Origin of the sequence: Micromonospora sp. NPDC050397 (genome assembly GCF_044901685.1) — a bacterium.
Taxonomy (GTDB): domain Bacteria; phylum Actinomycetota; class Actinomycetes; order Mycobacteriales; family Micromonosporaceae; genus Micromonospora_G.
The window spans coordinates 70,819-94,490 of the sequence record NZ_JBJDPS010000018.1; the positions used below are offsets into that span (position 1 = coordinate 70,819).

17 protein-coding genes and 1 riboswitch are annotated in these 23,672 nt (G+C 71.5%); of the genes, 10 read left to right on the plus strand and 7 right to left on the minus strand.

All coding sequences use genetic code 11. The annotated features are described in order from the left end of the window. Window positions 1–188: 188 nt before the first annotated feature. The 3 genes from ACI2K4_RS32245 (at window position 189) to ACI2K4_RS32255 (ending at window position 4,429) form a co-directional block, all read left to right on the plus strand. Entirely contained in the window at window positions 189–2,735 is a 2,547-nt protein-coding gene (locus ACI2K4_RS32245) for a S8 family serine peptidase (RefSeq protein WP_404516790.1), read from the plus strand. 101 nt (window positions 2,736–2,836) lie between these two features. Continuing rightward, window positions 2,837–3,874 carry a GNAT family N-acetyltransferase gene (locus tag ACI2K4_RS32250; protein WP_404516792.1) on the plus strand — a complete coding sequence of 346 codons (1,038 nt, stop codon included), beginning with the start codon at window positions 2,837–2,839 and terminating at the stop codon, window positions 3,872–3,874. 306 nt (window positions 3,875–4,180) lie between these two features. Next, window positions 4,181–4,429, plus strand: coding sequence for a hypothetical protein (locus ACI2K4_RS32255; RefSeq protein ID WP_404516794.1), 249 nt, complete (start codon window positions 4,181–4,183; stop codon window positions 4,427–4,429). A gap of 47 nt (window positions 4,430–4,476) precedes the next feature. Here the strand turns inward: ACI2K4_RS32255 and groL are convergent, their stop codons facing one another. Together groL and ACI2K4_RS32265 are read right to left on the minus strand one after the other, a co-directional pair. After that, the gene (gene groL / locus ACI2K4_RS32260; protein WP_404516796.1) at window positions 4,477–6,099 is read right to left on the minus strand and encodes a chaperonin GroEL; all 1,623 of its coding nucleotides are present in this window, start codon (window positions 6,097–6,099) and stop codon (window positions 4,477–4,479) included. A 798-nt stretch (window positions 6,100–6,897) separates the two neighbouring features. Continuing rightward, the gene (locus ACI2K4_RS32265) at window positions 6,898–7,101 is read right to left on the minus strand and encodes a cold-shock protein (RefSeq protein ID WP_121157415.1); all 204 of its coding nucleotides are present in this window, start codon (window positions 7,099–7,101) and stop codon (window positions 6,898–6,900) included. A gap of 424 nt (window positions 7,102–7,525) precedes the next feature. On the opposite strand from ACI2K4_RS32265, the gene ACI2K4_RS32270 reads away from it, so the two are divergent. Further along, window positions 7,526–8,008, plus strand: coding sequence for a GNAT family N-acetyltransferase (locus ACI2K4_RS32270; RefSeq protein ID WP_404516878.1), 483 nt, complete (start codon window positions 7,526–7,528; stop codon window positions 8,006–8,008). A gap of 86 nt (window positions 8,009–8,094) precedes the next feature. Here the strand turns inward: ACI2K4_RS32270 and paaN are convergent, their stop codons facing one another. From paaN to ACI2K4_RS32295, 5 genes are all read right to left on the minus strand, one after another. Further along, entirely contained in the window at window positions 8,095–9,771 is a 1,677-nt protein-coding gene (gene paaN, locus ACI2K4_RS32275) for a phenylacetic acid degradation protein PaaN (RefSeq protein ID WP_404516799.1), read from the minus strand. A gap of 67 nt (window positions 9,772–9,838) precedes the next feature. After that, entirely contained in the window at window positions 9,839–10,879 is a 1,041-nt protein-coding gene (locus ACI2K4_RS32280) for a GNAT family N-acetyltransferase (protein ID WP_404516801.1), read from the minus strand. 300 nt (window positions 10,880–11,179) lie between these two features. Further along, on the minus strand, window positions 11,180–12,478 hold the full coding sequence (thrC, locus tag ACI2K4_RS32285) for a threonine synthase (protein WP_404516803.1): 1,299 nt from the start codon (window positions 12,476–12,478) through the stop codon (window positions 11,180–11,182). A 10-nt stretch (window positions 12,479–12,488) separates the two neighbouring features. Beyond that, window positions 12,489–12,622, minus strand: a riboswitch (SAM riboswitch). Between the two features lie 219 nt (window positions 12,623–12,841). Continuing rightward, window positions 12,842–13,726 (minus strand): ABC transporter permease subunit, encoded by an 885-nt coding sequence (locus ACI2K4_RS32290; protein ID WP_404516805.1) that lies wholly within the window; start codon window positions 13,724–13,726, stop codon window positions 12,842–12,844. Between the two features lie 36 nt (window positions 13,727–13,762). Continuing rightward, the gene (locus tag ACI2K4_RS32295; RefSeq protein WP_404516807.1) at window positions 13,763–16,690 is read right to left on the minus strand and encodes an alpha/beta fold hydrolase; all 2,928 of its coding nucleotides are present in this window, start codon (window positions 16,688–16,690) and stop codon (window positions 13,763–13,765) included. A 372-nt stretch (window positions 16,691–17,062) separates the two neighbouring features. On the opposite strand from ACI2K4_RS32295, the gene ACI2K4_RS32300 reads away from it, so the two are divergent. The 6 genes from ACI2K4_RS32300 to ACI2K4_RS32325 are packed head-to-tail and all read left to right on the plus strand — an operon-like array spanning window position 17,063 to window position 23,587. Next, entirely contained in the window at window positions 17,063–18,292 is a 1,230-nt protein-coding gene (locus ACI2K4_RS32300; RefSeq protein ID WP_404516809.1) for a hypothetical protein, read from the plus strand. Then, window positions 18,279–21,170: a nitrate- and nitrite sensing domain-containing protein gene (locus ACI2K4_RS32305; RefSeq protein WP_404516811.1), complete on the plus strand. Its 2,892-nt coding sequence runs from the start codon at window positions 18,279–18,281 to the stop codon at window positions 21,168–21,170. The genes ACI2K4_RS32300 and ACI2K4_RS32305 overlap by 14 nt, the downstream gene beginning before the upstream one ends. Continuing rightward, on the plus strand, window positions 21,167–21,643 hold the full coding sequence (locus ACI2K4_RS32310; protein ID WP_121157422.1) for a roadblock/LC7 domain-containing protein: 477 nt from the start codon (window positions 21,167–21,169) through the stop codon (window positions 21,641–21,643). The genes ACI2K4_RS32305 and ACI2K4_RS32310 overlap by 4 nt, the downstream gene beginning before the upstream one ends. Further along, window positions 21,640–22,128 carry a DUF742 domain-containing protein gene (locus ACI2K4_RS32315; RefSeq protein WP_404516813.1) on the plus strand — a complete coding sequence of 163 codons (489 nt, stop codon included), beginning with the start codon at window positions 21,640–21,642 and terminating at the stop codon, window positions 22,126–22,128. The genes ACI2K4_RS32310 and ACI2K4_RS32315 overlap by 4 nt, the downstream gene beginning before the upstream one ends. Beyond that, window positions 22,106–22,903, plus strand: coding sequence for a GTP-binding protein (locus tag ACI2K4_RS32320; protein WP_404516815.1), 798 nt, complete (start codon window positions 22,106–22,108; stop codon window positions 22,901–22,903). Before ACI2K4_RS32315 ends, ACI2K4_RS32320 begins: the two co-directional genes overlap by 23 nt. Window positions 22,904–22,942: 39 nt before the next feature. After that, window positions 22,943–23,587, plus strand: a complete 645-nt coding sequence (locus ACI2K4_RS32325) for a hypothetical protein (protein ID WP_404516817.1) — start codon at window positions 22,943–22,945, stop codon at window positions 23,585–23,587. Window positions 23,588–23,672: the final 85 nt, after the last annotated feature.

Here is a 23,672-nt window from a genome sequence, read left to right on the forward strand (position 1 = left end):
CGATCCCCCCGCCCTCGCCGCCCGGCCGGGGTCCACTGCCACCGCCCTCGCCGCCCGCCGGCGGTCCGCTGCCGCCCTCGCCGCCCGCCGGCGGTCCGCCCTCGCCACTCGCCGACACTGCGCCACCGCCATCGCCGCCCGGCTGGGGTCCGCCGCCGCCCGGGACACCGCCCTGGCCGCCGGGACCGATGTCGGCTCCCCCGGGCCCTGGGCCCTGGCCGGTGGTGGCCGCCGTCCTGGTCGGCTGCTGGGCGGTCGCGGTGACCGTGGGCGCCCAGGCGGTCGGCTGGCTGGTCGAACAGCTCCTGCTGGTCGGCGGGCTGACCCAGCCGGTCTGGGTGTGGCCGGTAACCGGGCTCGTCAACGCGGTGCTGGTCGGCGTACCGGCCGGGCTGCTGGCCGGGCTGCCCCGGTCACCGACGGTCCGGGCCACCGGGCGGGTCTGGCTGGTCGGCGCGATCGCACTCGGCGGATTCGGTCTACTGCGGGTGATACCGCTGGCCCGGCACGAGGGCTACCTCGCCGCGCTCACCGTAACCGCCGCGTTGGCGGCGATTCTCGTACGCTGGCGCGCCCGCCGCCCCCGCCCGGCGCTCGCCCCGGCGCGGCCCTCCGCCGGCACCTGCTGGGCGGTCACCGCCGGACTGGCGCTGCTGCTGCCGTGGCTCTGGCTCGGCGCACTGGGCGGCGCGACCGAAACCGTGCTGGCGGTCACCGCCTCGGCCGCCGTCGGCTGGTTCGCCGCCGAACTGCTCGACCCGACCTACTGGACCGGTTACGAGCGCCGGGCCGACGGCACCACGGCCGGTCCGGCCCGGTTGGTGCTGCTCGGCGGGCTGGTGGCCGGGGTCACCCTGGCCCTGCTCGCGGGCGGGATTGGAGCCGCCGGCAGCCAACTCGCCGTCCTGCTGGCCCTGCCGGCGGCCGGCTTCACCGTCGCCGCGCTCCGCCGAACGATCCACCCGACCAACTCGGCCGCCTCGGCCGGCTCGGCCGCCTCGGCCGGCTCGGCCGCCTCGGCCGGCTCGGCCGCCTCGGCCGGCTCGGCCGCCTCGGCCGGATCAGCCGGATCAGCCGGCTCGACCGGCTCGACCGGCTCCGGCTCGACGGGATCAACCGGATCAACCGGGTCGGCTGGGGGGCACCTACGGCCGGGATCGGCGACGGCGCCGACCGGCTGGCTGGTCGGGCTGGCCGTGCTCGGCCCGCTGGCCCTGGTCGACCCGGAGGAGATCTCGATCCTGCTGGCCACCAGTCGGGACGTGCCCTACTGGACATTGCTCGCCGCCACCGCCGCGCTCGGCATCGCCCTGCTCTCCGGCCTCGGTTACGGCCTGGCGTTCGCCCGGGTACGGGCCACGCTCCCGCGCCGGCTGGTGGCGGCCTCCGTCGCCGCGGTGCTGGTGCTCGCCTCCGCCGGGGTGTACCTCGGACTCGGCCAACCCGGCCTGTACGGCGAACGTCTCTTCGTGGTGCTGAAGGAGCAGGCGTCGCTGGACGACCTGGCGGCAGGCCCGACCGGCCCGACCGGTCAACCGAGCCGGGTACGCGAAGTCCACCGCCGGCTGATCGACACCGCCCAGCGGTCCCAGGCGGACCTGCGTCGCCAACTCGACCGCTGGCACCTCGACTACACGCCCTACTACCTGGTCAACGCGATCGAGGTGGACGGTGGTCCGGCCGTACGCGGCTGGCTGTCCCGCCGGGACGACGTCGATCGCGTCCTGCTCGGCCAACGGATCCGTCCCCTGCCCGAGCCGCCCGGCACCACCCACGGCGACCAGCCGGCGCCGAACGTACCGGCCTGGAACATCAGCCAGATCGGTGCCGACCGGGTCTGGACCCGGTTGGGCGTCGACGGCTCCGGCATCGTCGTCGGCAGTTCCGACTCGGGTGCGGACGGTCGACACCCGGCACTGGCCGGCGGTTTCCGGGGCGGCGACGACTCCTGGTTCGACCCGTGGAACGGCACCAAATTCCCGGACGACCAGGGTGGTCACGGCACGCACACGCTCGCCTCGGCGGTCGGTGCCGAGAACGTCGGCGTGGCACCCGGCGCGGAATGGATCGGTTGCGTGAACCTCGACCGTAACCTCGGCAACCCGGCGCGCTACCTGGACTGCCTCCAGTTCATGCTGGCGCCCTTCCCGAACGGCGCGGACCCGTTCACCGGCGGTCGCCCCGAGCGGGCACCCCAGGTGCTGACCAACTCGTGGGGCTGCCCGCCGATCGAGGGCTGCGACCTGGGCGTACTCCGCCCTGCCACGGCCGCCTTCGCCGCCGCCGGCATCTTCTTCACCGCCGCCGCCGGCAACACCGGACCACGCTGCGGTTCGGTCGACGACCCGCCGGCTCCGTACTCCGATGTCCTCACCGTCGGCGCGGTCGACCGTGAGCGGCGGGTGGCACCGTTCTCGAGCCGGGGTCCGGCGGCCGGCGGCGCCGCAAAGCCCGACCTGGTCGCGCCCGGTGCCGACGTGCTCTCGGCGATGCCGGGCGGCGGGTACGCCACGCTCAGCGGCACCTCGATGGCGACCCCACAGGTGGCCGGGGTGGTGGCGTTGATGTGGTCGGCCAACCCCGCGCTCATCGGTGACCTGGCCCGGACCCGGCAGATCCTCCGCACCACCGCCTCCCCGGTGGCAGGACCCACCACCGACTGCGGACCCACCAGCAACTCCACCGGCGCCGGCCTCCTCTCCGCCGAAGCCGCCGTCCGCGCCGCCCAGGGGTAAGGAAGGGCCCCTTGTTATCGCTTTTTGTATAGGAAGGGGCCCTTCCTAACCAGCCGGGGCGGGCAGCGGAGCAGGGGCGCGATGTCCTATGGTCGGCGGTCGTGGATTACGACTTCTCGATCATCGAGCTGACCGACGACGACGTACCCGCGGTGGTGGCCCTCTGCGCCGAGGCGCTGGACCTGCCGGACGACGCGGCCGAGGCGTCCGTGATCGTGACCCGGCTCCGCGACACCACAACCCTGCCGGCTGCCACCACCCGGCGCCGTACGGTCGGTTTTGTCGCCGTCGCGGACTCCGCCACGGTCGGCGTGGTGCTCGGTTCGATCGCCCACCGCGACCCGTCGCTCGGTCATGTCGACTTGATCGCGGTGCACCCGTCGCACCGCAGGCGGGGAATCGGGCGGGCGCTGGTGGCCCGGATCGAGGGTGCGCTCTCCGGGCTCGGCGCGGGCTCGGTGCTGCTCGCCGGCAACCCACCGCACTACGCCTGGCCCGGCATCGACGTGCGTTACACCCCGGCGATCTGTGCCGCCATGGCGCTCGGCTACGAGCAGGAGAACACCGCCTGGAACATGACCGCGGACCTGTCGTACGACGAGTCGCCGGCACTGCGCACCACCGAACCGGCGCAACGGCGACTCGCCGATCAGGGCATCACGGTACGTCGGGCCGAGCCCGAGGACGCCGACGCGATCGTCGGGTTCGCCCGGGAGACGTTCGGTGCCGGCTGGGGCGGTGAGGTCGCCGACTCGATCGGTCGGGCCGGCGCCGGCTGCCACATCGCCGTGCGGGAACGGCAGGACGACGGCGGGGAACAGGACGACAACAAGCGGCCAGACGACGGCGGGGAACAGGACCGCGACGAGCGGCCGGGCGACGGTGGGAAGCGGGTCGAGGTGCTCGGCTTCGCCGCGTACGGATCGTCCCGCCCGAGTTGGTTCGGGCCGATGGGCACCGCACCGGCGGCGCAGGGACTGGGCATCGGCGGGGTGCTACTCCGGCGTTGCCTGGCCGACCAGCGGGCGGCCGGGCACGAGCGGGCCGAGATCGGCTGGGTGGGTCCGGTGCCGTTCTACGCCCGTAACTCCGGAGCCCGGATCGAACGCGTTTTTTTCCTCTACCGCAAGCAACTCTGAACGCGGACCGCGCCCTTCTTATCGCGTGCCGCGTGCCGCGTGCTGCGGGCCGCGTATCGCGGGCCGCACGCTGCACATATCGCGGGCCGCGTATCGCCTGCCACATGCCGCGTATCGCGGGCCGTATGCCACGTATCGCGGGCCGTATGCCACGTATCGCCTGCCGCTTGCTGCGTATCGCGAGCGCGGGTCGTGAAGCAACTCCGAAACGTCAGGAAGAGGGCGAATAGGAGATATCCGTTTATAGTGCCGTTTCTCAGCACTGTCCCCTGCCGGCCTCCTACCGTTTGGGCGAAGGAGGAAATCATGGCGAAGGACGACGAAGCGACTGACGATCCCCCGGCCGCCGCCTGGGCCAGGATGGCAGCCGAGATCCCGGCCGACACGCCGGTACATCGCCTCGATTACGGCGACGCGGACCAGCGGATCGAGATGGATGGGACGGACGAGCTCACCTCCGACGAACCACTGGAGATGGTCGACGCCCCGGTTCAAATCAGAAAACCGTTCTCCCGCGCCGACAAGCAGCGCAATCAGCGGCGACTGCCGACATGACAAAGGGGCGGACCGCTCGCGCGGCCCGCCCCTTCGGGAGTCTGGACTCAGAAGTCCATGTCCCCGCCGCCCGGCGCAGCCGCCGGGGCCGGGTTCTTCTCCGGCTTGTCCGCCACCACCGCCTCGGTGGTCAGGAACAGGGCCGCGATCGAGGCCGCGTTCTGCAGCGCCGAACGGGTCACCTTGGCCGGGTCGATGATGCCGGCCTTGAGCAGGTCGACGTACTCACCGTTCGCGGCGTTGAGGCCGTGGCCCGGCTCCAGGTTGCGCACCTTCTCCACCACGACGCCACCCTCGAGGCCGGCGTTGACGGCGATCTGGCGCAGCGGGGCGTCGAGCGCGATCTTGACGATCTGCGCACCGGTCGCCTCGTCACCCGCGAGGTCGAGCTTGTCGAAGGCGGTCTTGCCGGCTTGCACCAGCGCGACGCCACCACCGGGGACGATGCCCTCCTCGACGGCCGCCTTCGCGTTGCGAACGGCGTCCTCGATGCGGTGCTTGCGCTCCTTGAGCTCGACCTCGGTGGCCGCGCCGACCTTGATCACCGCAACACCGCCGGCCAGCTTGGCCAGGCGCTCCTGCAGCTTCTCACGGTCGTAGTCGGAGTCGCTCTTCTCGATCTCGGCCCGGATCTGGTTGACCCGACCCTGGATCTGGTCAGCGTCACCGGCACCGTCGACGATGGTGGTCTCGTCCTTGGTCACCACGACCTTGCGGGCGCGGCCGAGCATGTCGAGGCCGACGCCGTCGAGCTTCAGGCCCAGCTCCTCGCTGATGACAGCGCCACCCGCGAGGATCGCGATGTCGGTCAGCATGGCCTTGCGGCGGTCGCCGAAGCCCGGAGCCTTGACGGCGACGGACTTGAAGGTGCCCCGGACCTTGTTGACGATGAGGGTGGCCAGCGCCTCGCCCTCGACGTCCTCGGAGATGATCAGCAGCGGCTTGCCCGACTGCATGACCTTCTCCAGGATCGGCAGCAGGTCCTTCACCGAAGCGATCTTGCTGTTGACGATCAGGATGTAGGGGTCGTCGAGGACGGCCTCCATCCGCTCCGGGTCGGTCCAGAAGTACGGCGAGATGTAGCCCTTGTCGAAGCGCATACCCTCGGTGAGCTCGAGTTCGAGCCCGAAGGTGTTGCTCTCCTCGACGGTGATGACGCCTTCCTTGCCGACCTTGTCCATCGCCTCGGCGATGATCTCACCGACGGTGGTGTCACCGGCGGAGATCGACGCGGTGGAGGCGATCTGCTCCTTGGTCTCGACGTCCTTCGCGAGCTTGGCCAGCTCCTCCGCCACCGCAGCCACCGCGGCCTCGATGCCCCGCTTCAGGGCCATCGGGTTCGCGCCGGCCGCGACGTTGCGCAGGCCCTCGCGGACCAGCGCCTGGGCCAGGACGGTCGCCGTCGTCGTGCCGTCACCGGCAACGTCGTCGGTCTTCTTGGCGACCTCCTTGACCAGCTCGGCGCCGATCTTCTCGTAGCTGTCCTCGAGCTCGATCTCCTTGGCGATGCTCACACCATCGTTGGTGATGGTGGGGGCGCCCCACTTCTTCTCGAGCACGACGTTGCGGCCCTTCGGGCCGAGCGTCACCTTGACGGCGTCGGCGAGCTGGTTCATGCCCCGCTCGAGGCCACGGCGGGCCTCTTCGTCGAACGCGATGATCTTGGCCATACGGCGTTGTCCTCCTGGACACTCACGGCCGCCCGAGCCGGTTGGTCCGGATCGGCCGCCTGACTACGCACCTTCGGACGTCACCACTGCGCTGGCGCGCGGCACGATCCGGTGCGGTCACACCGGACCAACTCCCGCGCGCTAGGCGGCAGTGACGTCCGTCGGTCGGGCCGGACAGCCCGCGACGACCGGCCATCCGCCCCGCTCCCGTCACCGGTCGCGAAACCGTGGCCCTAACCGCCCCGACCTTCTGGCACTCACACCGCGCGAGTGCCAATCACTTGTTTAGCACTCTCCCATGGCGAGTGCAAGCGAGTGCGCCAGAGCGGGCGCGGCGATCCACCCCGGCACGGGCCCAGGGCGCCTGCGGCGACCAGCAAGAACTCCAGCGCCGCCGGGCAACCACCGGCACCGGGCGGGGCGGCGTACGCGGCACCGGCGGGCCAGCGACACGGGAGCGACGTACGGGTGAACGGTCGGGGCGCCAAATGGCAGCAGCGAGCAAAAGCCCCAATTCACGGGAAAGTACTACAGACTCGGACAATTCACGAGTCCGTCACACAACGGGCAGCATCAGCCCCAATGCGCGGCACCATCCGGATCGGTACAGCCGGACGGGGCGGCGACGACCGCACGCCGACGTTCGGGCGCACGTACGCCAGGGTGGGTCCGTTGGGACGAAACCGATGACAGGGACGCCGCACTACCCGGCAAGCCGACGACGCCCCGTCGAATCGAAGTCGATTGTCGTTATCGCGGTATTCGATCAGTCAGACAACCGGTAGGTCAGATCGACGTTCAGGCGAGCAGGCGCACCTTCTCGGCCTGCGGGCCCTTCTGACCCTGGGCGATTTCGAACTCCACCCGCTGGCCGTCGTCGAGCGCCTTGTAACCATCCATCTCGATCGCGGAGAAATGGACGAATACGTCCTGCCCGCCGTCGACCGCAATGAAGCCGTAGCCCTTTTCACTGTTGAACCACTTGACGGTGCCCTGTGCCACGGTGCACTTCCTCACTTCGATCGTGCTGGGTCGCAAACCCCCGGTGTCGACGTACGTCGACCGGAGCCGCCGACTCGGTGGACCATATCGTCCGACGAAATCAGCAGCCGAAATCGCACGCTACACGAGGTCCGACCTCGGTGCACTACCACAAAAGGGACAGCAGGTTTCACTCTCCACCCACACCAACACATTGCCGCCACATCGTCAGGCGTCTTTACCTCGTACAATTGATCATGTATATCGCGCGGACCCGGCCGGGCGGTTGATCCTCAATCCGGTTGCCGGGCCGGCCCAGCGAGGGTAGGCATGCCTGATGACCAGCGTGCCGACATGGCCCACAACCGCACCGCCCGACAGGTCCGACGCCGGCCGCGACGCCTGGCCCCGGGTGCGGCGGATCCGGCCGACGGACACCGCGCGGATGCGGGCGCTACGGCTGGAGATGCTGGCCGACGCTCCGCTGGCCTTCCTCGAAACGGTCGCCGAGGCGGCGGCCCGGCCACACGGCGAGTTCGCCCAACGGGTTCGGCACAGTGCCCACGGCGGCGACATCGCCGCGTTCGTCGCCGAGATGCCGCCCGCAAACCCCGGTTCGCCGGCCGCCGGTCGCCTGGTGGGGCACCTGGGCGGGCACGCGGTGCCGACCGAACCCGGCCTCACCGTGATCTTCGCGGTCTACGTCACCCCGGCGCTGCGCGGCACCGGCCTCCTCGCCGACCTGGTCGAACAGGTGGCCGCCTGGTCCCGGGCCGCCGGACGCCCGGAACTGATGCTGGAGGTGGTGGTCGGCAACGACCGGGCGCTGCGGGCGTACCAGCGGCTCGGTTTTGTCGACACCGGCGTACGGGTTCCGCACCCCCGCGTGCCGGCCCTGACCGAGTTGCAGATGCGTCGCCGCGCCTGACCTCCCGCCCCGCCCACCATGCCGACGGTGTTAGGAAGGGCCCCTTCCTATACAAAAAGCGATAACAAGGGGCCCTTCCTTACACCTCAGATGTGGCGGCGGGACTGGACGACGCGGAACCGGTTGGCGACGTACGCGCCGTCGGTCAGGGCCGCGTTGGCCGCCGCGTTCGCGCCGCTGGCGTGGAAGTCGGAGAAGGCTGCCGACTGGTTGACAAAGACGCCACCGGTGAGGTTGCAGGAGAGGTGCACCCCGGCGTCGAGCGCCGCCGACTCGGCCGCGTCGAGCACCTCCTCGTCGGTGGCGTAGACCGCCGCGGTCAACGCGCCCCGCGCGCCCACCGTCTCCCGCAGGATCTCCAGGCTGTGCGCGGTGGAGTCGGTGGCGATCGCGAACGAGATCGGCCCGAACCACTCCCGGCCGTAGGTCCGCACGTCGTCCGCGCCGAGCCGCACGATGGTCGGCGTACGCACCACCGCGTCCGGGTAGGCCGGATGCTCGACGGTACGCGAGGCGAGCACCACCTCACCGACCCCGGCGACCTCCTCCAGCCGGCCGAGTACGCCGTCGTTCACGATCGCCCCGGTGAACTCGACCGCGCGGGCCGGGTCACCGGTGAGCTTGCCGATCGCGCCGGCGATGCCCCCGGTCACCTCGTCGAAGCTCTTGTGACCCTGGTCGGTCTCGATGCCGGAGGCCGGGATCAGGATGTTCTGCGGGGTGGTGCACATCTGACCGCTGTAGAGGGTCAGCGAGAACCCGATGTTGCGGCACATGCCGGCGAAGTCGTCGGTGGAGTCGACCACGATGGTGTTCACGCCGGACTTCTCGGTGTAGACCACGGCCTGGCGGGCGTTGTTCTCCAGCCAGTCGCCGTACTCGGTCGAGCCGGTGAAGTCGATGATCCGGACCTCCGGACGCAGCGCCAGCGTGCTGGCGATCTTCTCGCCCGGCGCCTCGGCGGCGAGCAGCACCAGGTTGGGATCGAACCCGGCCTCGGCCAGCACCTCCCGGGCGTACCGCACGGTGATCGCGAGCGGCAGCACCGCGCCGGGGTGCGGCTTGACCAGGACCGGGTTGCCGGTGACCAGCGACGCGAACAGACCAGGGTACGAGTTCCAGGTCGGGAACGTGTTGCAGCCGATCACCAGTGCCACGCCCCGGGGCACCAGGTGGAACGTCTTGCGCATCCGCAGCGGGTCGCCCTTGCCGGCCGGCTTCTCCCACTCGGCGCTGGCCGGGTGCCGGGTCATCTCGGCATAGCCGTACGCGATCGCCTCCAGCGCCCGGTCCAGGGCGTGCGCCCCGCCGGCCTGGAACGCCATCACGAACGCCTGCCCGCTGGTCGCCTGCACCGCGTTGGCCAGTTCGAAGATGTGCCGGTGCAGTCGGGCCAGGATCTCGACGCAGACGGCGGCGCGGGTCTGCGGCCCGGCGTCGCGCCACTTCGGCAGCGCTGCGGTGGCTGCGGCGATCAGCGCGTCCACGTCGCCGTGCGGGTAACGCAACCCGGTGTCGAGCCGCTGTCCGAACGGACTGGCCTCGGTCGCCACCCAGTCCGTGGTGCCGGGTTGGTCGAGCGGGAAGTCACCCCGGTAGGCCCGGAAGGCCGCCTCACCCTCGGCGGCGGCGGTCTCGCCGTACACCCGGGGGCTGGGTGATTCGGGGTAGGCCGACCAGTACCCACGTTCGGTGATCGCGGTCAGCGCCCGGGCGAGGGTGTCGGCGTGGGTGGCGTAGAGAGGATGCGGGGTCTCCGTCATCCCGCCATCATGCCGCAGCTCACCGCCGCCCTCCCTCCCCTGGGCGGGGGAGGGAGGGCGAGTCGGGTCAGAGGGTGAGTTGCCAGTTGTTCCAGGAGTCGACGGGACGGAAGCCGATCGCCTCGTTGATCGAGATCATGTGGTCGTTGACCCCGGCGTTCCAGGTGTCGATGAAGCGCAGTTCAGCCTCGTGGGCCATGGTGAACCGCAGGTTCTCGACCTTGGCGACGGTGCCGAGCCGATGGCCCCGGTGGTCCGGGTCGACGATGGTGATCTGCTGGTACGCGTGCCAGGACACGCTCGCACCAAGATCGATCATGGTCCAGGCGACGAGTCGACCGGTGGCGTCGTGGCGCAGCCCGCTGTGGTAACTCCGCCGCCCGCGCGCGGCCAGCGCGGCGTCGACCGCCAGGATCCGCTCCCGGTCCGGTTTGGCCGCCTCCCACTCCAGGTCACCGAGGGGAGCGTCCTGGATCAGCCGGCCGTCGAGGTACGCGATGTCGTCCAGGTACTCGTCGGGTGCCGAGCCCGTCCACTGCACCAGCGAGTACCCGTCCGCCCGCCGCCACGCCTCGGCCAACAGTTCGTCCAGGCCGAGGTGGTCCAGGGTGGTGATGTCGAGCCGGCGCCTCACGTCGACCAGCGCGTTCTTCGCGCCGACCGAGGCGGCGAACGCGGCCACCGGGTCCGGGCCGGACGCCTGGCCGGGCAGTACGTCGACCGAGTGCCCGTTCAGCCGTCGGCGTCCCAGCTCGCGCAGGGTACGCACGGCGTACTCGTGGAGCGTCCGGCCGACGCCACGTCGCCGGTACTCGGGCAGCACCTCGATGCTCACCGAGGCGTTCTCGGTGTTCTCCAACTGCGGCAGCTCGACGCAGAGGAAGCCAACCGGCTCGCCGTCGAGGTACGCCAACGCGAACCGGTCCTCCTCGCCGGGCATCGGATGTCGTAGCTGCCCGAGGAAGCGTTGACGGCAGAACGGCGGAAAATCGGGCAGATCTGCCGCGATGATGGCGGCCCTGAGCGCGAAGGCCTGCTCGACCGCGAGGTCGTCGGCGACGTCGAGCGGGATGACGGCGATGCCTACGGGGGTGGCGGCGGTGTCCATGCCCCCGAGGGTGCCCGGCCTCCGCGACGAACGCGAGTCATTTAGTCCGGGACGTTGGTCGGGAGGACGTGCGCACAACGCCTCCGGCGCTGGGTCGTAAGAGCTTGAAAAGTCTACGGCGACACGTCCTCCCGCACGGAGCATTTTGCGTCGCCCGATACGCGGCGTCAAGCCCTCGGCGGGGTCTTTTGCTAACCGGTGGCAAATCGCCAGCTACCGAGCGCATTGGACACATCCGCCGATCGGACCAGTCCGCCATGGTCCGATCGGCCAAACGACACACGCTCGGACGACACACCGTCAGCCGAGCAGACCGACCTCGCGGGCCGCCTTCAGCGAGGGCTTGACCCGGTACGTCGGACCGACCAGCGACGCCACCGCGTCGATGGTCTTGAGCCCCTCGCCGGTGTTGTACACCACCGTCTCGGCGGTCGGGTCGAGCCGTCCACTCGCCACCAGCTTGCGCAGGCAGGCCACGGTCACCCCACCCGCCGTCTCGGCAAAAACCCCGGTGGTACGCGCCAGCAGCCGGATCGCGTCACGGATCTCGTCGTCGTCGGCGTACTCCATCCAGCCGCCGGTACGCCGCACCGCCTCCAGCGCGTACACCCCGGCGGCCGGGTCACCGATGTTGAGTGACTTGGCGATGCCGATCGGCTTCACCGGCACGATGGTGTCGGTGTCGTTGTGCAGCGCGGTCGCGATCGGGTTGCACCCGGCCGACTGGGCGCCGAACACCTTCCAGCCGTTGGCCGGCGCCTCGACCAGCCCGATCTCGACCAGCTCGCTGAACGCCTTGTCAATCTTGGTCAGCAGTTCGCCGCTGGCCATCGGGATGACGACCTGCTCCGGGATGCGCCAGCCGAGCTGCTCGGCCACCTCGTACCCCAGGGTCTTGGAGCCCTCGGCGTAGTAGGGGCGGACGTTCACGTTCACGAACGCGGTGTCCTCGAACTCGTCGGTCTCCACCAGCTCGCCGCAGAGCCGGTTCACGTCGTCGTACGAGCCCTCGATGGCGACCAGGTCGCCGCCGTACACGGCGGTTGTGACGATCTTGCCCTGCTCCAGGTCGGACGGGACGAAGACGATCGACGGCACCCCGGCCCGGGCCGCGTGGGCGGCCACCGAGTTGGCCAGGTTGCCGGTGGAGGCGCAGGCGAACCGGTTGAACCCGAGACCGCGCGCGGCGGTGAGCGCCACCGACACCACCCGGTCCTTGAACGAGTGGGTCGGGTTGGCGCTGTCGTCCTTGACCCAGAGCGGCGCGGTGATGCCCAGCTCGGCGGCGAGGTGCGGGGCGGCGACCAGCGGGGTCAGGCCGGGGTCGAGGGTGACCCGGGTGGCCGGGTCCTGCCCGGCGGGGAGGAGCGCGGCGTACCGCCAGATGTTCTGCGGGCCCGCTTCGATGTCGGCCCTGGTGACCCGGGCCAGCGCGGCCTGGTCGTAGGCGACCTCGAGCGGGCCGAAACACTCGTAACAGGCGTGCTGGGCGATCAGCGGGTACTGGGCACCGCAGCCCCGGCAGACCAACGCGCGCGCGGGGCTGGCCGGCGTCTCGCCACCGGTGGAGGTCTGGGTTTCACCGAGGGTCGCAGTCATGCGATGTGTCCTCTCATCTTTCCCCTGGACCGCACGGTGCGGCGGGGACGGACTTGGCACCTGCCTCGCTCGGCTCGTCATCGAGCCGGCGGGTGGTTGCCGGGGCTTCATCGGGCCGTATCCCTCTGCCCCTCTGGATGAGGTATTCAGTTGTGTGCCCGATCCTACGGGTGAACCCGTCTCCGGCCCAGAGCCACACCGCCCCTGTGACCCACACCCCAGGAAGAGATGTGATCGAAAACTTCGTACATGAAAGAACATGTAGATACACGTTCTTTCATGTACGTCTTCGCCGAGTTACCACTTTGACTGGGTGCACTTTGCCCGGATCGCCCCTCTTCCAGGATTCGCGCACGGGGCTGGCTAGCTGACCACGTCCTTGCGGGTGAAGCGCCAGAAGGCGAGGCTCCAGAAGACGGTGGCATAGCTGATCGCGGAGATGCAGCCGCGTACCAGGTCGTCGGTCTGGATTGGGGTGGAGAGCAGGCCGAGCCAGGCGGTGCTGTAGTGGGTCGGCAGGAAGTCGCGTACCACGCCGAGCGCCGAGATCTGGTCCAGGATGCTGGAGAGGATCCAGAGCAGCACCGCGCCGCCGACCGCCCCCAGTGCCGCGTCGGTGGAGACCGAGAGCAGGAACGCCAGACCGGCGACGACCAGCAGCGCCACGGCCAGGTAACCCAGGACGCCGAGCAGGCGCAGCAGGCCCTCGCCGGCCGGAATCTGGGCCGCGACGGTGCTGCTCAGCGGCTCCCAGCCGTACCGCAGGGTGCCGAGCAGCAGGGCGGTGCCGGCGAGCAGCAGCAACGCCAGCCCGGAGTAGGCGAGCGCGACCACCAGCTTCACCGCGAGCAGCCGGGACCGGGGGACCGGGATGGCCAGCAGGTAACGCAGGCTTCCCCAGCTCGCCTCGCTGGCCACCGGGTCGCCGCAGAACAGCGCCACCACCACGACCAGCAGGAACGACGCCGAGACAAAGAGGCAGAAGAGGGCGAAGTTGAGCCCGCCCGAGGTGGCCAGGTCGATCAGGCTGGCGAACTCGCCGTTGCCGTTGTCGTCGTCACCGCCCGCGTCGAACTGGAACGCGATCAGCACGATCAGCGGCAGCAGCACCATGCAGGCCAGGGTCAACTGGGTACGTCGCCGGGCGAACTGGCGGCGCCACTCGGTCGCCACCGACAGGGTCGCCCCCGGGCGGTAGTTCGGGGCGGCACCCGCGTGCGAGACGGTCACCTGATCCGAGCCGGCCATGTCAGCGGTCCCCGCTTCCCCGAGTGTCTGTCATCGTCATCGGTCCCCGCTCCCCCGGGAGTTCTCCCCGACCAGGGCCAGGAAGGCGTCCTCCAGTCGGCGGCGCGGCATCACCCGGTCCACCCCGACACCGGCCCGGACCAGTTCGGCCACCACGTCGCTGCGGGCCGTCCCGTTGACGTCCACGACCAGGGCGCCGTCGCCGTTGGAGAGCACCTCCACCCCGTCCAGCCGGGCCAGCACGGCCCGCGCCGCGACCGGGTCGGTCACGTCGAACTGCACGCTCGGCGACTCGCCGACGATCTCCTCCACCGGTCCGGCGGCGACGATGGTGCCCTTGTTCACCACCACCGCGTGGGTGCAGGACTGTTCCACCTCGGCCAGCAGGTGGCTGGAGACGAGCACGGCCCGGCCGCCGGTCGCGTACCGGCGGAGCACCCGGCGCATCTCGGCGATCTGCGGCGGGTCGAGCCCGTCGGTCGGCTCGTCGAGTACCAGCAGCTCCGGCAGGCCGAGCATGGCCTGGGCGATCGCCAGCCGCTGCCGCATCCCGTGGCTGTACGTCCTGGTCCGGCGGTGGATCGAGGCGCCGAGGCCGGCGATCTCCACCGCCTCCTCGAAGTGGGCGTCGGCGAACGGCCGCCCGGTGGCCCGCCAGTACGCCCGCAGGTTCGCCATCCCGTCCAGGTGTGGCAGGAAGCCCGGCCCCTCGACCAGCGAGCCGATCCGGGAGAGCACCGGGGATCCGGGCACGAGCCGGTGACCGAAGACGAAGATCTCGCCGGCCGTCGGTTGGGTCAGCCCCATCAGCACCCGCAGGGTGGTGGTCTTGCCGGCACCGTTCGGCCCGAGCAGGCCGACCACCTGACCCCGGCGTACCTCGAAGTCGACCCGGGAGACGGCGACGAAGCCGTCCGCGTACTCCTTGCGCAGTTCCCGGACGACCAGCGGGATGTCCGCGTACTCCGGGGTCACGGAGGTGTCGTGGCGGTGGTGTCGGCGACGGACGACCAGCACCACCACGACGAGCCCGACCGCGATCGCGGCGAGCAGCGCGACCAGCGCCCAGCGCCACAGCGCCCCGCCGGTGGCGATCGGCTCGCCGTCCACCGTCGGCAGGGTGATCTGGTCGCCGCCGAGGCCGACCGAGTAGACCGTCGGCTCGACCGGGCTGGCGTAGCCCTGGTCGGAGGTGGCGACGACCAGCGCGAGCCGGTGGCCCGCCTCGACCCGGTGCACGATCGCCGGCAGCGTCACCCGGACCGGCGCCGCGCCGGCCAGGTCGGTCGGCAGGCCGCCCAGTCGGACCGGGGCGATCAGGCCGCTGGGCAGCTCGGCGGTCCCGTCCGGACCGAGGTCGTAGAGCTTGACGAAGAGCACCGCCTCGCCGGTCGGTGACGCGGCCCGGATCGAGACGGTGGGTGACCCGACCACGTCCACCGGGTCGGCGAGCGGCTCGGTGACGAACCGGGCGTGCTGGCCGGGCAGGTCACCGGCGACGCCGCCGACCACGCTGGAGAGGACCCCGGCGAAGGGCACGGTCGAGATCGCGGCCGGGTTGCCGTTCGGCGGGTTGGCGATCCGCTGCGGCGGTCCGGCGACCCCGACGGTACGGGTGCCGCCGCCGGCCGCGCCGTCGGTGCCGGTCAGCCCGGGGTAGTCGGCGGTGCGGAAACCGGTCGCGACCAGGCCCCGGTCCAGCGCGTCGAAGCCGGCCAGCCGGGACCAGGTGAAGCTGGTGCCGGGGTCGGCCCCGTTGCCGCGTACGTAGTGGTCGAGCCATTGCAGCGTGAGGAACCTGGTCCGGTCCTGGTCGGTCTGTGGTCCCGCCCCGCCGTCGTGTCCTCCGGTGAACCAGGCGACCCGGACCGGGGTGCCGGCCGCGCTGATGCCCCGGGCGTTGGCGTCCGCCTCGGAGAGCGGGAAGAGCGTGTCGGCCTCGCCCTGGATCAGCAGCGTCGGCGCCTTGATCCGGTCGAGTACGCCGGCCGGGCTGGACCGGCGCAGCAGCGCGACCGCCCGTTCGCTGGCCCGCCCGGTGGTGGCGATCTCCAGGTACGCGGCACAGACGTCGGCGGCGAACCGCCCGCAGGCCGGACTCGGGGCACCGGGACCGGAACTCGCGCCCGGACCCGGACCGGCGCCCGGACCGGGATCAGCGCCCGGACCGGGATCAGCGCCCGGACCGATACCCGGCCCGGGGCCACCGACACCGCCGAGCCCGCCCGGACCGGTGCCGCCACTGCCGAAGAAGACGCCGGCCCAGCCCTTCTTGAACACGCCGTCCAGGGTGGACCGACCGCTCGACTCGGGCAGGAACGAGGCGGCCAGGTCGTTCCAGGTGATCATCGGGACGATCGCGTCGACCCGAGGATCCGCGGCGGCGAGCAGCAGGGCCAGGCCGCCGCCGTACGAGCCACCGACGACGCCCACCCGGGGGTCGCCGTCGGCGTCGGTACGGATCTCCGGTCGGTCGGCGAGCCAGTCGAGCAGTCGGGCCGCGTCCCGTACCTCGTGGTCGGGGCTGTCCAGGTGGATCTCGCCGCCGCTGCGGCCGAACCCCCGCGCGCTGTACGCCAGCACCGCGTACCCCTGCTCGGCCAGGTCCTCGGCATCGGCCCGGACCGACTCCTTGGTCCCGCCGAACCCGTGCGCCAGCAACACCGACGGCACCTGCCGGCCGGGACTCGCCCCGTCCGGCAGGTAGAAGGTGGTGTCGAGGTCGACGGGTTGGTTGCCGTCCGGGCCGGACCGAAGGCTGAGCATCCGGTCCTCGGTCCGGAAGGAGCGCTGGTCGGGCCAGGCGGCCCAGCCGACCAGGGCGGCGACCAGCGCCACGACCAGGGCTGCCGCGCCGAGCCTGCGCCGGCCGATCCGAGCCTTCCAGCCTGTCCCGGCACGGTCGCGTCCGGACAGGACACGGTCGATGGCACGGCGGAGCCGGGACGGCGGCGCGGAAGACATGCGCACACCGTACGGGCCGCAACCTGTGTTCTGCCTGAGATCCGCCGTACGTCCGTCCGGTCAACCCGAACGTCGGCCAAATCGGGTCGTATGAACATCCTGAGTGCGAGTACGAGGGGACAACTTCGGACTATGTGAATTCCGATCTACCGGGACATAAAACTCAATCGATACATGTCGCTCAACAATAAGCACACAGAGTCACGATTTTGGGTATCCGCGACCACACGTCTGCAACTGACGTGAACCTGACTGCCCGTCGTGGATGGACAGAGTCGGACGTTCAGTTAGTTTTCCGCTCCGGTGGGCGGGACCCCGGCGGCCTCCCGGCGCCCACCACCGGACCCAGGCCGTCGCCGGAGGAGATGCACGATGACAGTTCCCGCGCAGCGGCCCCGACGATGGCCGAACGCGCCAGGTAAGGCACTGCGCCTGTTCCTTACGGTGATCTTGCTGGCCCCGGTCGTCGTGCTCTTCGCGCAGTTGCAGGGATCGGTCGACGACGATCAGGAATTGGCGGCACGGGAACAGCACGGGATCGAATACCTGCGCTCCCTGTCCGACGTGACGGTGGCCCTGACCGAGGCGCAGTCGGCGGCCGTGGCGGGGCGGCCGGTCCTGCGCGAGGCGTTGAACACGGCGGTCGAACGGACCACCGTGATCGACACCCGACTCGGCGACGAACTGCGCACCCGGGAGCGCTGGGCCGGCGTACGCGCCAAGATCGAGGCGCTGCCGGAACGGGGCGCCAGCAGCCCGGACGTGGTCTTCACCGTCTACCGCGAGACGGCCGACCTGCTGCTCGCCCTCTACGGCAAGGTCCGGGAGAGCTCCGGGCTGATGCGGGACCCGGAGGCCGACTCGTACTACCTCCAGGACGCGGTCGGTGAGGAACTGCCGCTGGCCCTGATCGCCGCCGGGCGGTTGGCCGACCTCGCCGTGCTCGGGGCGGCCCGCAAGCCCGCCGAACGGCTCCGTACGGTGGCCGAGCTGACCGCCGCCCGTACGTCCCTGGTCGACCCGGCGGGCGACCTGATCGAAGCCCTCCAGGCCGCGGTCGACAGCACCGACAGTCCCAACCTCGGTGGCAACCTGCTCAACCAGCTCGACAGCTACCAGCGCGCGATCGAGGCGCTCTCCGGCGCCTCCGCCCTGAACGACGGCACCTCGGATACGGACCTGACCCAGATCGCCGCCGCCCGGGTGACCGCGCATGCGGCGGCGGAACAGCTCTCCGCGATCATCCTCACCGAACTCTCCGCCCTGATCGACGAACGGATCGACCGGCTCTCCCGCGACCAGCAGGTCACCTTCGGCGCCGGCCTGCTGGCCCTGCTCCTCCTGGCCGGCCTGTTCGCGACCATCCTGCTCGGCGGTCGCCGGAACCGGCCGGTCCCGGCCGCCCCCGAAGGTCCGGCCGGCCCACCGGCCGATCCGGTCGGCACCGAACCCGGACGCTGGGACGCGCTGGTCGAGTGGTCCGCGAGCGGACCCGGGGGCGCCCCCACCGGGCAGCCCGGCGAGCGTCCGGTCGCCACCGCCGGTGCCGGCGCGGGCGCCGACGGCCCGCAGCCCTGGGGGCGCGCCGATGCTGCTCGGTAGGCTCCGGATCCGGGCGAAGCTCGCCCTGCTCGTCATCACCCCGCTGCTCAGCATGGTCGGCCTCGCCGTGCCCGTGGTGGTCGACCGGGTCGGTCAGGCCAGCCGGGCGGCCGAGACCGCCGAGACCGTACGGGTCGCCGGGCGGGTCGGCTCGCTGGTGCAGGAGTTGCAGCAGGAACGGCTGCTCTCGATCGGCTACCTGATGAACCTCGCCGACCGGTCCAGCCTGATCCAGCAGTCGGCCACCGTCAGCGACAAGATCGCTGACCTGCGCGCCGACCTCGGGGACAAGCTGACCGACCGGGTCTCGGCCGCGATCGGCGGGGTGCAACAGCTCGCCGAGCTCCGCACCGCCGTACTGAACCGTCGGGCCACCCCCGACCAGGTGCTGGCCAAGTTCGGGCCGGTGCACGTGTCGCTGATCGAGTCGCTCCAGCTCACCTACGGGGTGGACACCGCCACCCCGCAGGGACGGCAGGTGGTCGCGCTCGACGCGGTGCTCCGTACCGACGAGGGGATCAGCGCCGGGGCGTCGATCATCGTCCTGGTGGTGGCCAGCAAGAACCAGGGCGCGATCACCGCGTACCTGAGCAACATGGCCGCCCTCCAGGTCAACACCAACCGGTTCGCCGCCTTCGCCACCCCGGAGCAGAACGCGCTCTACCGGCTGGTCGAGGACGCGGTGGCCAACCGTACGAGTCCCGAGTTCCTGACCAGGTTCGGCACCGATCCCACCGGCACCATCGCCGGGTTCTCCATGCAACGCCTCTTCCCCGCCGTCTCGTCCCTGATCACGCTCGGGCAGTTCGTCGAGAAGCGGATCGTCACCGACGTCGTCGCGCAGGTCGCGGCGGAACAGCGCGAGGCGTTGACCACCGCGTACTGGGTTGGCGGGTTGGTGCTGCTCACCCTGCTGGTGGTGGTCCTGCTGAGCCTGGCGGTGGCCCGTACGGTCGCCCGACCCCTGATCCGGCTCACCCAGTCGGCCGACCGGGTGGCCCGGGTCGCCGAGGGGGAACTGGTCCGGATCGCCGACGACGAGTCCGAGTCGAGCAACCCGATCCGGCTCGACCCGGTCGACATCCGGGCCCGGGACGAGATCGGCGACCTCGCCCGCGCCTTCGACCGGGTGCAGGGTACGGCGGCCCGGCTGGTGGAACGGCAGGCGGCGAGCCGCCGGAACGTGGCCCAGATGTTCGGTCACGTCGGCCGGCGTACGCAGAACCTGGTCGGTCGGCAGATCGCCCTGATCGACCGGCTGGAGGACCAGGAGACCGATCCCACCCGCCTGCAACACCTCTACCGGCTCGACCACGTCTCCAGCCGGCTCCGCCGCAGCGCGAGCAGCCTGGTCGTACTCTCCGGTTCGGCCGGGGCCGACGGGCACGTGGCGCCGATGCCGCTCGGTGACGTGGTCCGGCTCGCCCTCGGTGAGATCGAGGACTACACCCGGGTCGACGTCCAGGTACGCGTCGACGTCGGGGTGGCCCCCGCGGTCATCGGTGATCTCGTGCTCACGCTGGCCGAGCTGATGGAGAACGCGACCGCGTTCTCGCCGCCGCACACCCGGGTCACGGTCTCCGGTGAACTGGTCGAGGGTGGGGTCAAGCTCACCCTCGTCGACCACGGCATCGGCATGACGGTGGAACGGCTCACCGAGGAGAACGCCCGGTTGACCCGCCGGGAACGGCTCGACCTGGCCCCGACCGAGGTGCTCGGCCTCTTCGTGGTGGGCCGGCTGGCCCGCCGGCACGGCTGGCGGGTGACCCTCGCGGCCACCTCCGGCGGCGGTGTCACCGTCGAGTTGGAGATCGCGGAACGGCTCCTGGTCGCCCGCCGGACCGAGCCGTCGGCGGTCACCGTGGCGCGGGCGAGCGTGCCGCCCACCTCGCTCACCTGGCCGGCCACGCCGCCAACGGCAGCCGAGCCGGCACCGCTGCCGTCCCGACTGCCGAGCTCACCCGTACCGGCGGCCGGCCTGCCGCTGCCCCCGCCGGCCCAGCCACCGGCACCCGCGCCGCTGACCGGAGCCGAGGTCGCCACCGGCGCCGGGGCCGGCGGCGTGACCGGGGCCGTGACCGCAACCGGGGCGGGGGTCGGGGCGAACGCGCCGGCCACCGGCGACGGCGACGCCTTGCCGGGGACGGTCGAGTTGGCGCGGAGCGCCACCCCGTCGGCCTCGGCAAGCCTGCTCGCCAGCGACCGGGCCCTCGCCGAACCGGTCTTCGACGCGGCGCTGCTCGACCGGGCCAGCCGGTCGCTCGCCGCCGGTGAACCGTGGAACGCGTTCGCCGGGCCGACCTCCGCCACCGACCCGACCGGCGCGACGACCGGGGGCAACGAGGTCGCCGACGGTCCGGGCCTGCCCACCGGGGAGGTCACCGCCGCGTCGGCGACCGGCGGCCCGGACGACACCGCCAACGCCAAGGCGCTGGGACTGCGCCAGCGGGTGCCCGGCGCGCAACTGCCGGCAAACTCCGGTCCGAACGGGACCGGCCGGGGTACGGGTCGCAACGGCGGACCACAGCCGGCCGACCCGTCCGTGGTCCGGGCGCTGATCGAGGAGTTCGAGGCGGGCGTACGCCGGGCGCACCGCCAGCAACCGGCGACGCCACCGGCGACCGGCGCCGCCGCCCGTACCGTCACGCCGGAGGTCGCCCCGGTCGGCGTGGCACCGGTGCAGCTCACCCGACGGGTTCCCGGCTCCAACCTGGATATGCCCGGGCCGTCGGTCCGCCGGGACCGGCACCGGCCCAACAGTCGCCCCGACGACCCCGACGCGGTCCGTGACCTCGTCACCCAGTTCGAGGCCGGGGTGGCCCGTGCCCTGAGCGAAGTCCGTACCGACCACCGTCACGAAGAGGAAACGCCAAGATGACCAGCCCCTTCATTCGCGACAGCATCGAACGTGAGCAGCCGGGCACGGCCACCGCGGAACTGAGTCAGGAGGCCCGGACCTTCAACTGGCTGCTGGACTCCTTCACCACGAACACCGCCGGGGTGGTCGAGGCGATCGCGGTCTCGTCCGACGGTCTGCTGATGGCGATGTCCGCGATCAAGGACCGCTCCAACGCGGAGCGACTCGCCGCGGTGGTCTCCGGCATGACCAGCCTGGCGGGCGGCGCCGCCAACTGGTACTCGCTCGGCGGGCTGAACCGGGTGATCGTCGACATGACCGACGGTTACCTGTTGGTCAGCTCGATCAGCAGTGGCTCCGTACTCGGCGTGGTGGCCGACCGTTCGGCCAACCTGGGCACCGTCGCGTACGAGATGACACTCTTCGCGGGTCGGGCGGGCAGTGCGCTCACGCCCCGGCTCATCGTCGAGTTGAAGAACTCCGTACAGTCGTGACCCGGCCCCCGGCCGGCGCCGGGCGTGAGCCCGAGCCGGCCATCCGGATCCGCCCGTATTTGCAGGCGGCCTCGGTACCCGGCGAGCCCGATCAGGAGATCGACCCCGCCGACCCGGAGGCGTTCCGTGCCGTGGCTCCGCAGGGGCTGCGACCGTTCGTGCTCACCGCCGGCCGGGTGGACAGCATCGATCCGGCGATCTGTCTGGAGACGCAGGTGACGGCGCGACCGGAGGGACCGTCCTGGACCAGCCCACCGTTGGGACGCCTCGCACCTGAACTACAGGACATCGTCACGCTCTGCGCCGAGCCGATGTCGGTAGCGGAGATCTCCGCCCGGTTGCGGCTGCACCTCGGCGTTACCAAGATCTTGGTCGGTGACCTCCGGGCCACCGGTCACCTCGACGTGCACACGTACGACATCGAGGATGCCCACGACCCCGACCTCATTCTGCGAGTGATCGATGGACTTCGTGCGATCTCCTGACTGGCCAGCCACCCCGTTGGCCAGCTCCCCCGTGAACAGCGCGCCCAGTCGCTACGGCGGGCCGACCAGTCACGGCGCCGGACCGGGCGGCAACGGCGGCCCCGCCGGGTACGCCGGTCCGGGCGCACCGACGGCACGGCACGCGCGGCCGAGCACCGGCACCGACTACCGCGAGCCGGCCGGCGCTGGCGGCGCCGCGCCCGGTCGACCGAAGGCCGCGCCGATCCCGGTGAAGATCCTCATCGCCGGCGGCTTCGGGGTGGGCAAGACCACCACGGTCGGCGCCATCTCGGAGATCGCCCCGCTCACCACCGAGGCCGAGATGACCGCCGCCGGGATCGGGGTGGACGACCCGGGCACCCGGTCGGAGAAGACCACTACGACGGTGGCGATGGACTTCGGCTGTGTCACCATCGACCGGAGTCTGAAGCTCTACCTCTTCGGCACCCCGGGGCAGTCGCGGTTCGGCTTCATGTGGGACGACCTGGCCCGGGGCGCGCTCGGGGCGCTCGTTGTCGTCGACAGCGCCCGGCTGGACGACTGCTACCCTGCGATCGACTTCTTCGAGCGCGCGAAACTACCCTTCGTTGTGGCCGTCAACGCGTTCGACGGGCAGATAGCCCACGATCTGGACTCGATCCGATGGGCGTTGGCGATCGGCGAGCACGTACCACTGGTGCGGTTCGACGCCCGGGACCGCTTGTCGGTGCGCGACGCCCTGCTGGTCGTCCTGGACCGCGCGCTGGACCGGGCGATACGGGAGCGGGAAGCGTGAGCCCGTGACCACGGTACGACATTCGGGAAAGGTGGCGTGATGCGAGGCGAGCTGGACGACGCGCTGGCCCGGATGGCCCGACGCGAGGAACTGCTCCGACGACGGTCGGCACCTTCGCCGGACCAGGGCGCGGCGCCGACCGAGGAGGCGGCCTCCCCCGGTCCGGGCATCCGTCCCCCGACGACCGGCAGCCGCTCCCCGAACGCGGGACTGCGTCCACCGTCGGAGACCGTCCACTCCTCCGCCGAGGGCATCCGTTCCGCGGCGCCCGAGGGCATGCGTAACTCCGGTGAGCCGCTCCGATACTCGGCCGACCGGTTCCGGCTCGGGACCGAACCGGTCCGGCCCCCGGCGGAGGTCGTACGCGCCGCGGCGAACGAGGTGGTCGACGCGGTACGCCGAGTGCTCGCCCAACACCCGGCGGTGACGGTCGACCTGACCGTCGAGCACGCGGGTGCGCGGATGGCGATCCGACTCGCCGGGGCGGACGGGACCGTGCCGGCGACGGCGGCCGGTGGGCCGCCACCGGCGACGCCCCCGGCGCCACCGTCCTGGCCGATGTCCCCGCAGCCCGTGCCGGGCTGGGGCACGGCGGTCGACGACCGCTCCGGTGATTCCGCCGCCCGACTGGCCGAGCTGATCCGCCGTGACCCGTCGCTGCTCGGCGGCGCCGACGAGCAGTAGCCGGGCCAAGCAGTAGCCGAGACGACCGGGACGATCGGTAGGAGCCGCCGGCCGGGCGGTAGGACGGGCGGCCGGGCGGTAGGAC

Coding starts and splice junctions, on each gene's coding strand:
- ACI2K4_RS32255 (WP_404516794.1), top strand. CDS start 4,181: ATGGCGAAGGACGACGAAGCGACTGACGATCCCCCGGCCGCCGCCTGG.
- ACI2K4_RS32325 (WP_404516817.1), top strand. CDS start 22,943: ATGCGAGGCGAGCTGGACGACGCGCTGGCCCGGATGGCCCGACGCGAG.
- thrC (WP_404516803.1), bottom strand. CDS start 12,478: ATGACTGCGACCCTCGGTGAAACCCAGACCTCCACCGGTGGCGAGACG.
- ACI2K4_RS32245 (WP_404516790.1), top strand. CDS start 189: ATGTCGGCTCCCCCGGGCCCTGGGCCCTGGCCGGTGGTGGCCGCCGTC.
- ACI2K4_RS32310 (WP_121157422.1), top strand. CDS start 21,167: ATGACCAGCCCCTTCATTCGCGACAGCATCGAACGTGAGCAGCCGGGC.
- ACI2K4_RS32300 (WP_404516809.1), top strand. CDS start 17,063: ATGACAGTTCCCGCGCAGCGGCCCCGACGATGGCCGAACGCGCCAGGT.
- ACI2K4_RS32290 (WP_404516805.1), bottom strand. CDS start 13,726: ATGGCCGGCTCGGATCAGGTGACCGTCTCGCACGCGGGTGCCGCCCCG.
- ACI2K4_RS32305 (WP_404516811.1), top strand. CDS start 18,279: ATGCTGCTCGGTAGGCTCCGGATCCGGGCGAAGCTCGCCCTGCTCGTC.
- ACI2K4_RS32270 (WP_404516878.1), top strand. CDS start 7,526: ATGCGGGCGCTACGGCTGGAGATGCTGGCCGACGCTCCGCTGGCCTTC.
- ACI2K4_RS32280 (WP_404516801.1), bottom strand. CDS start 10,879: ATGGACACCGCCGCCACCCCCGTAGGCATCGCCGTCATCCCGCTCGAC.
- ACI2K4_RS32320 (WP_404516815.1), top strand. CDS start 22,106: ATGGACTTCGTGCGATCTCCTGACTGGCCAGCCACCCCGTTGGCCAGC.
- groL (WP_404516796.1), bottom strand. CDS start 6,099: ATGGCCAAGATCATCGCGTTCGACGAAGAGGCCCGCCGTGGCCTCGAG.
- ACI2K4_RS32295 (WP_404516807.1), bottom strand. CDS start 16,690: ATGTCTTCCGCGCCGCCGTCCCGGCTCCGCCGTGCCATCGACCGTGTC.
- paaN (WP_404516799.1), bottom strand. CDS start 9,771: ATGACGGAGACCCCGCATCCTCTCTACGCCACCCACGCCGACACCCTC.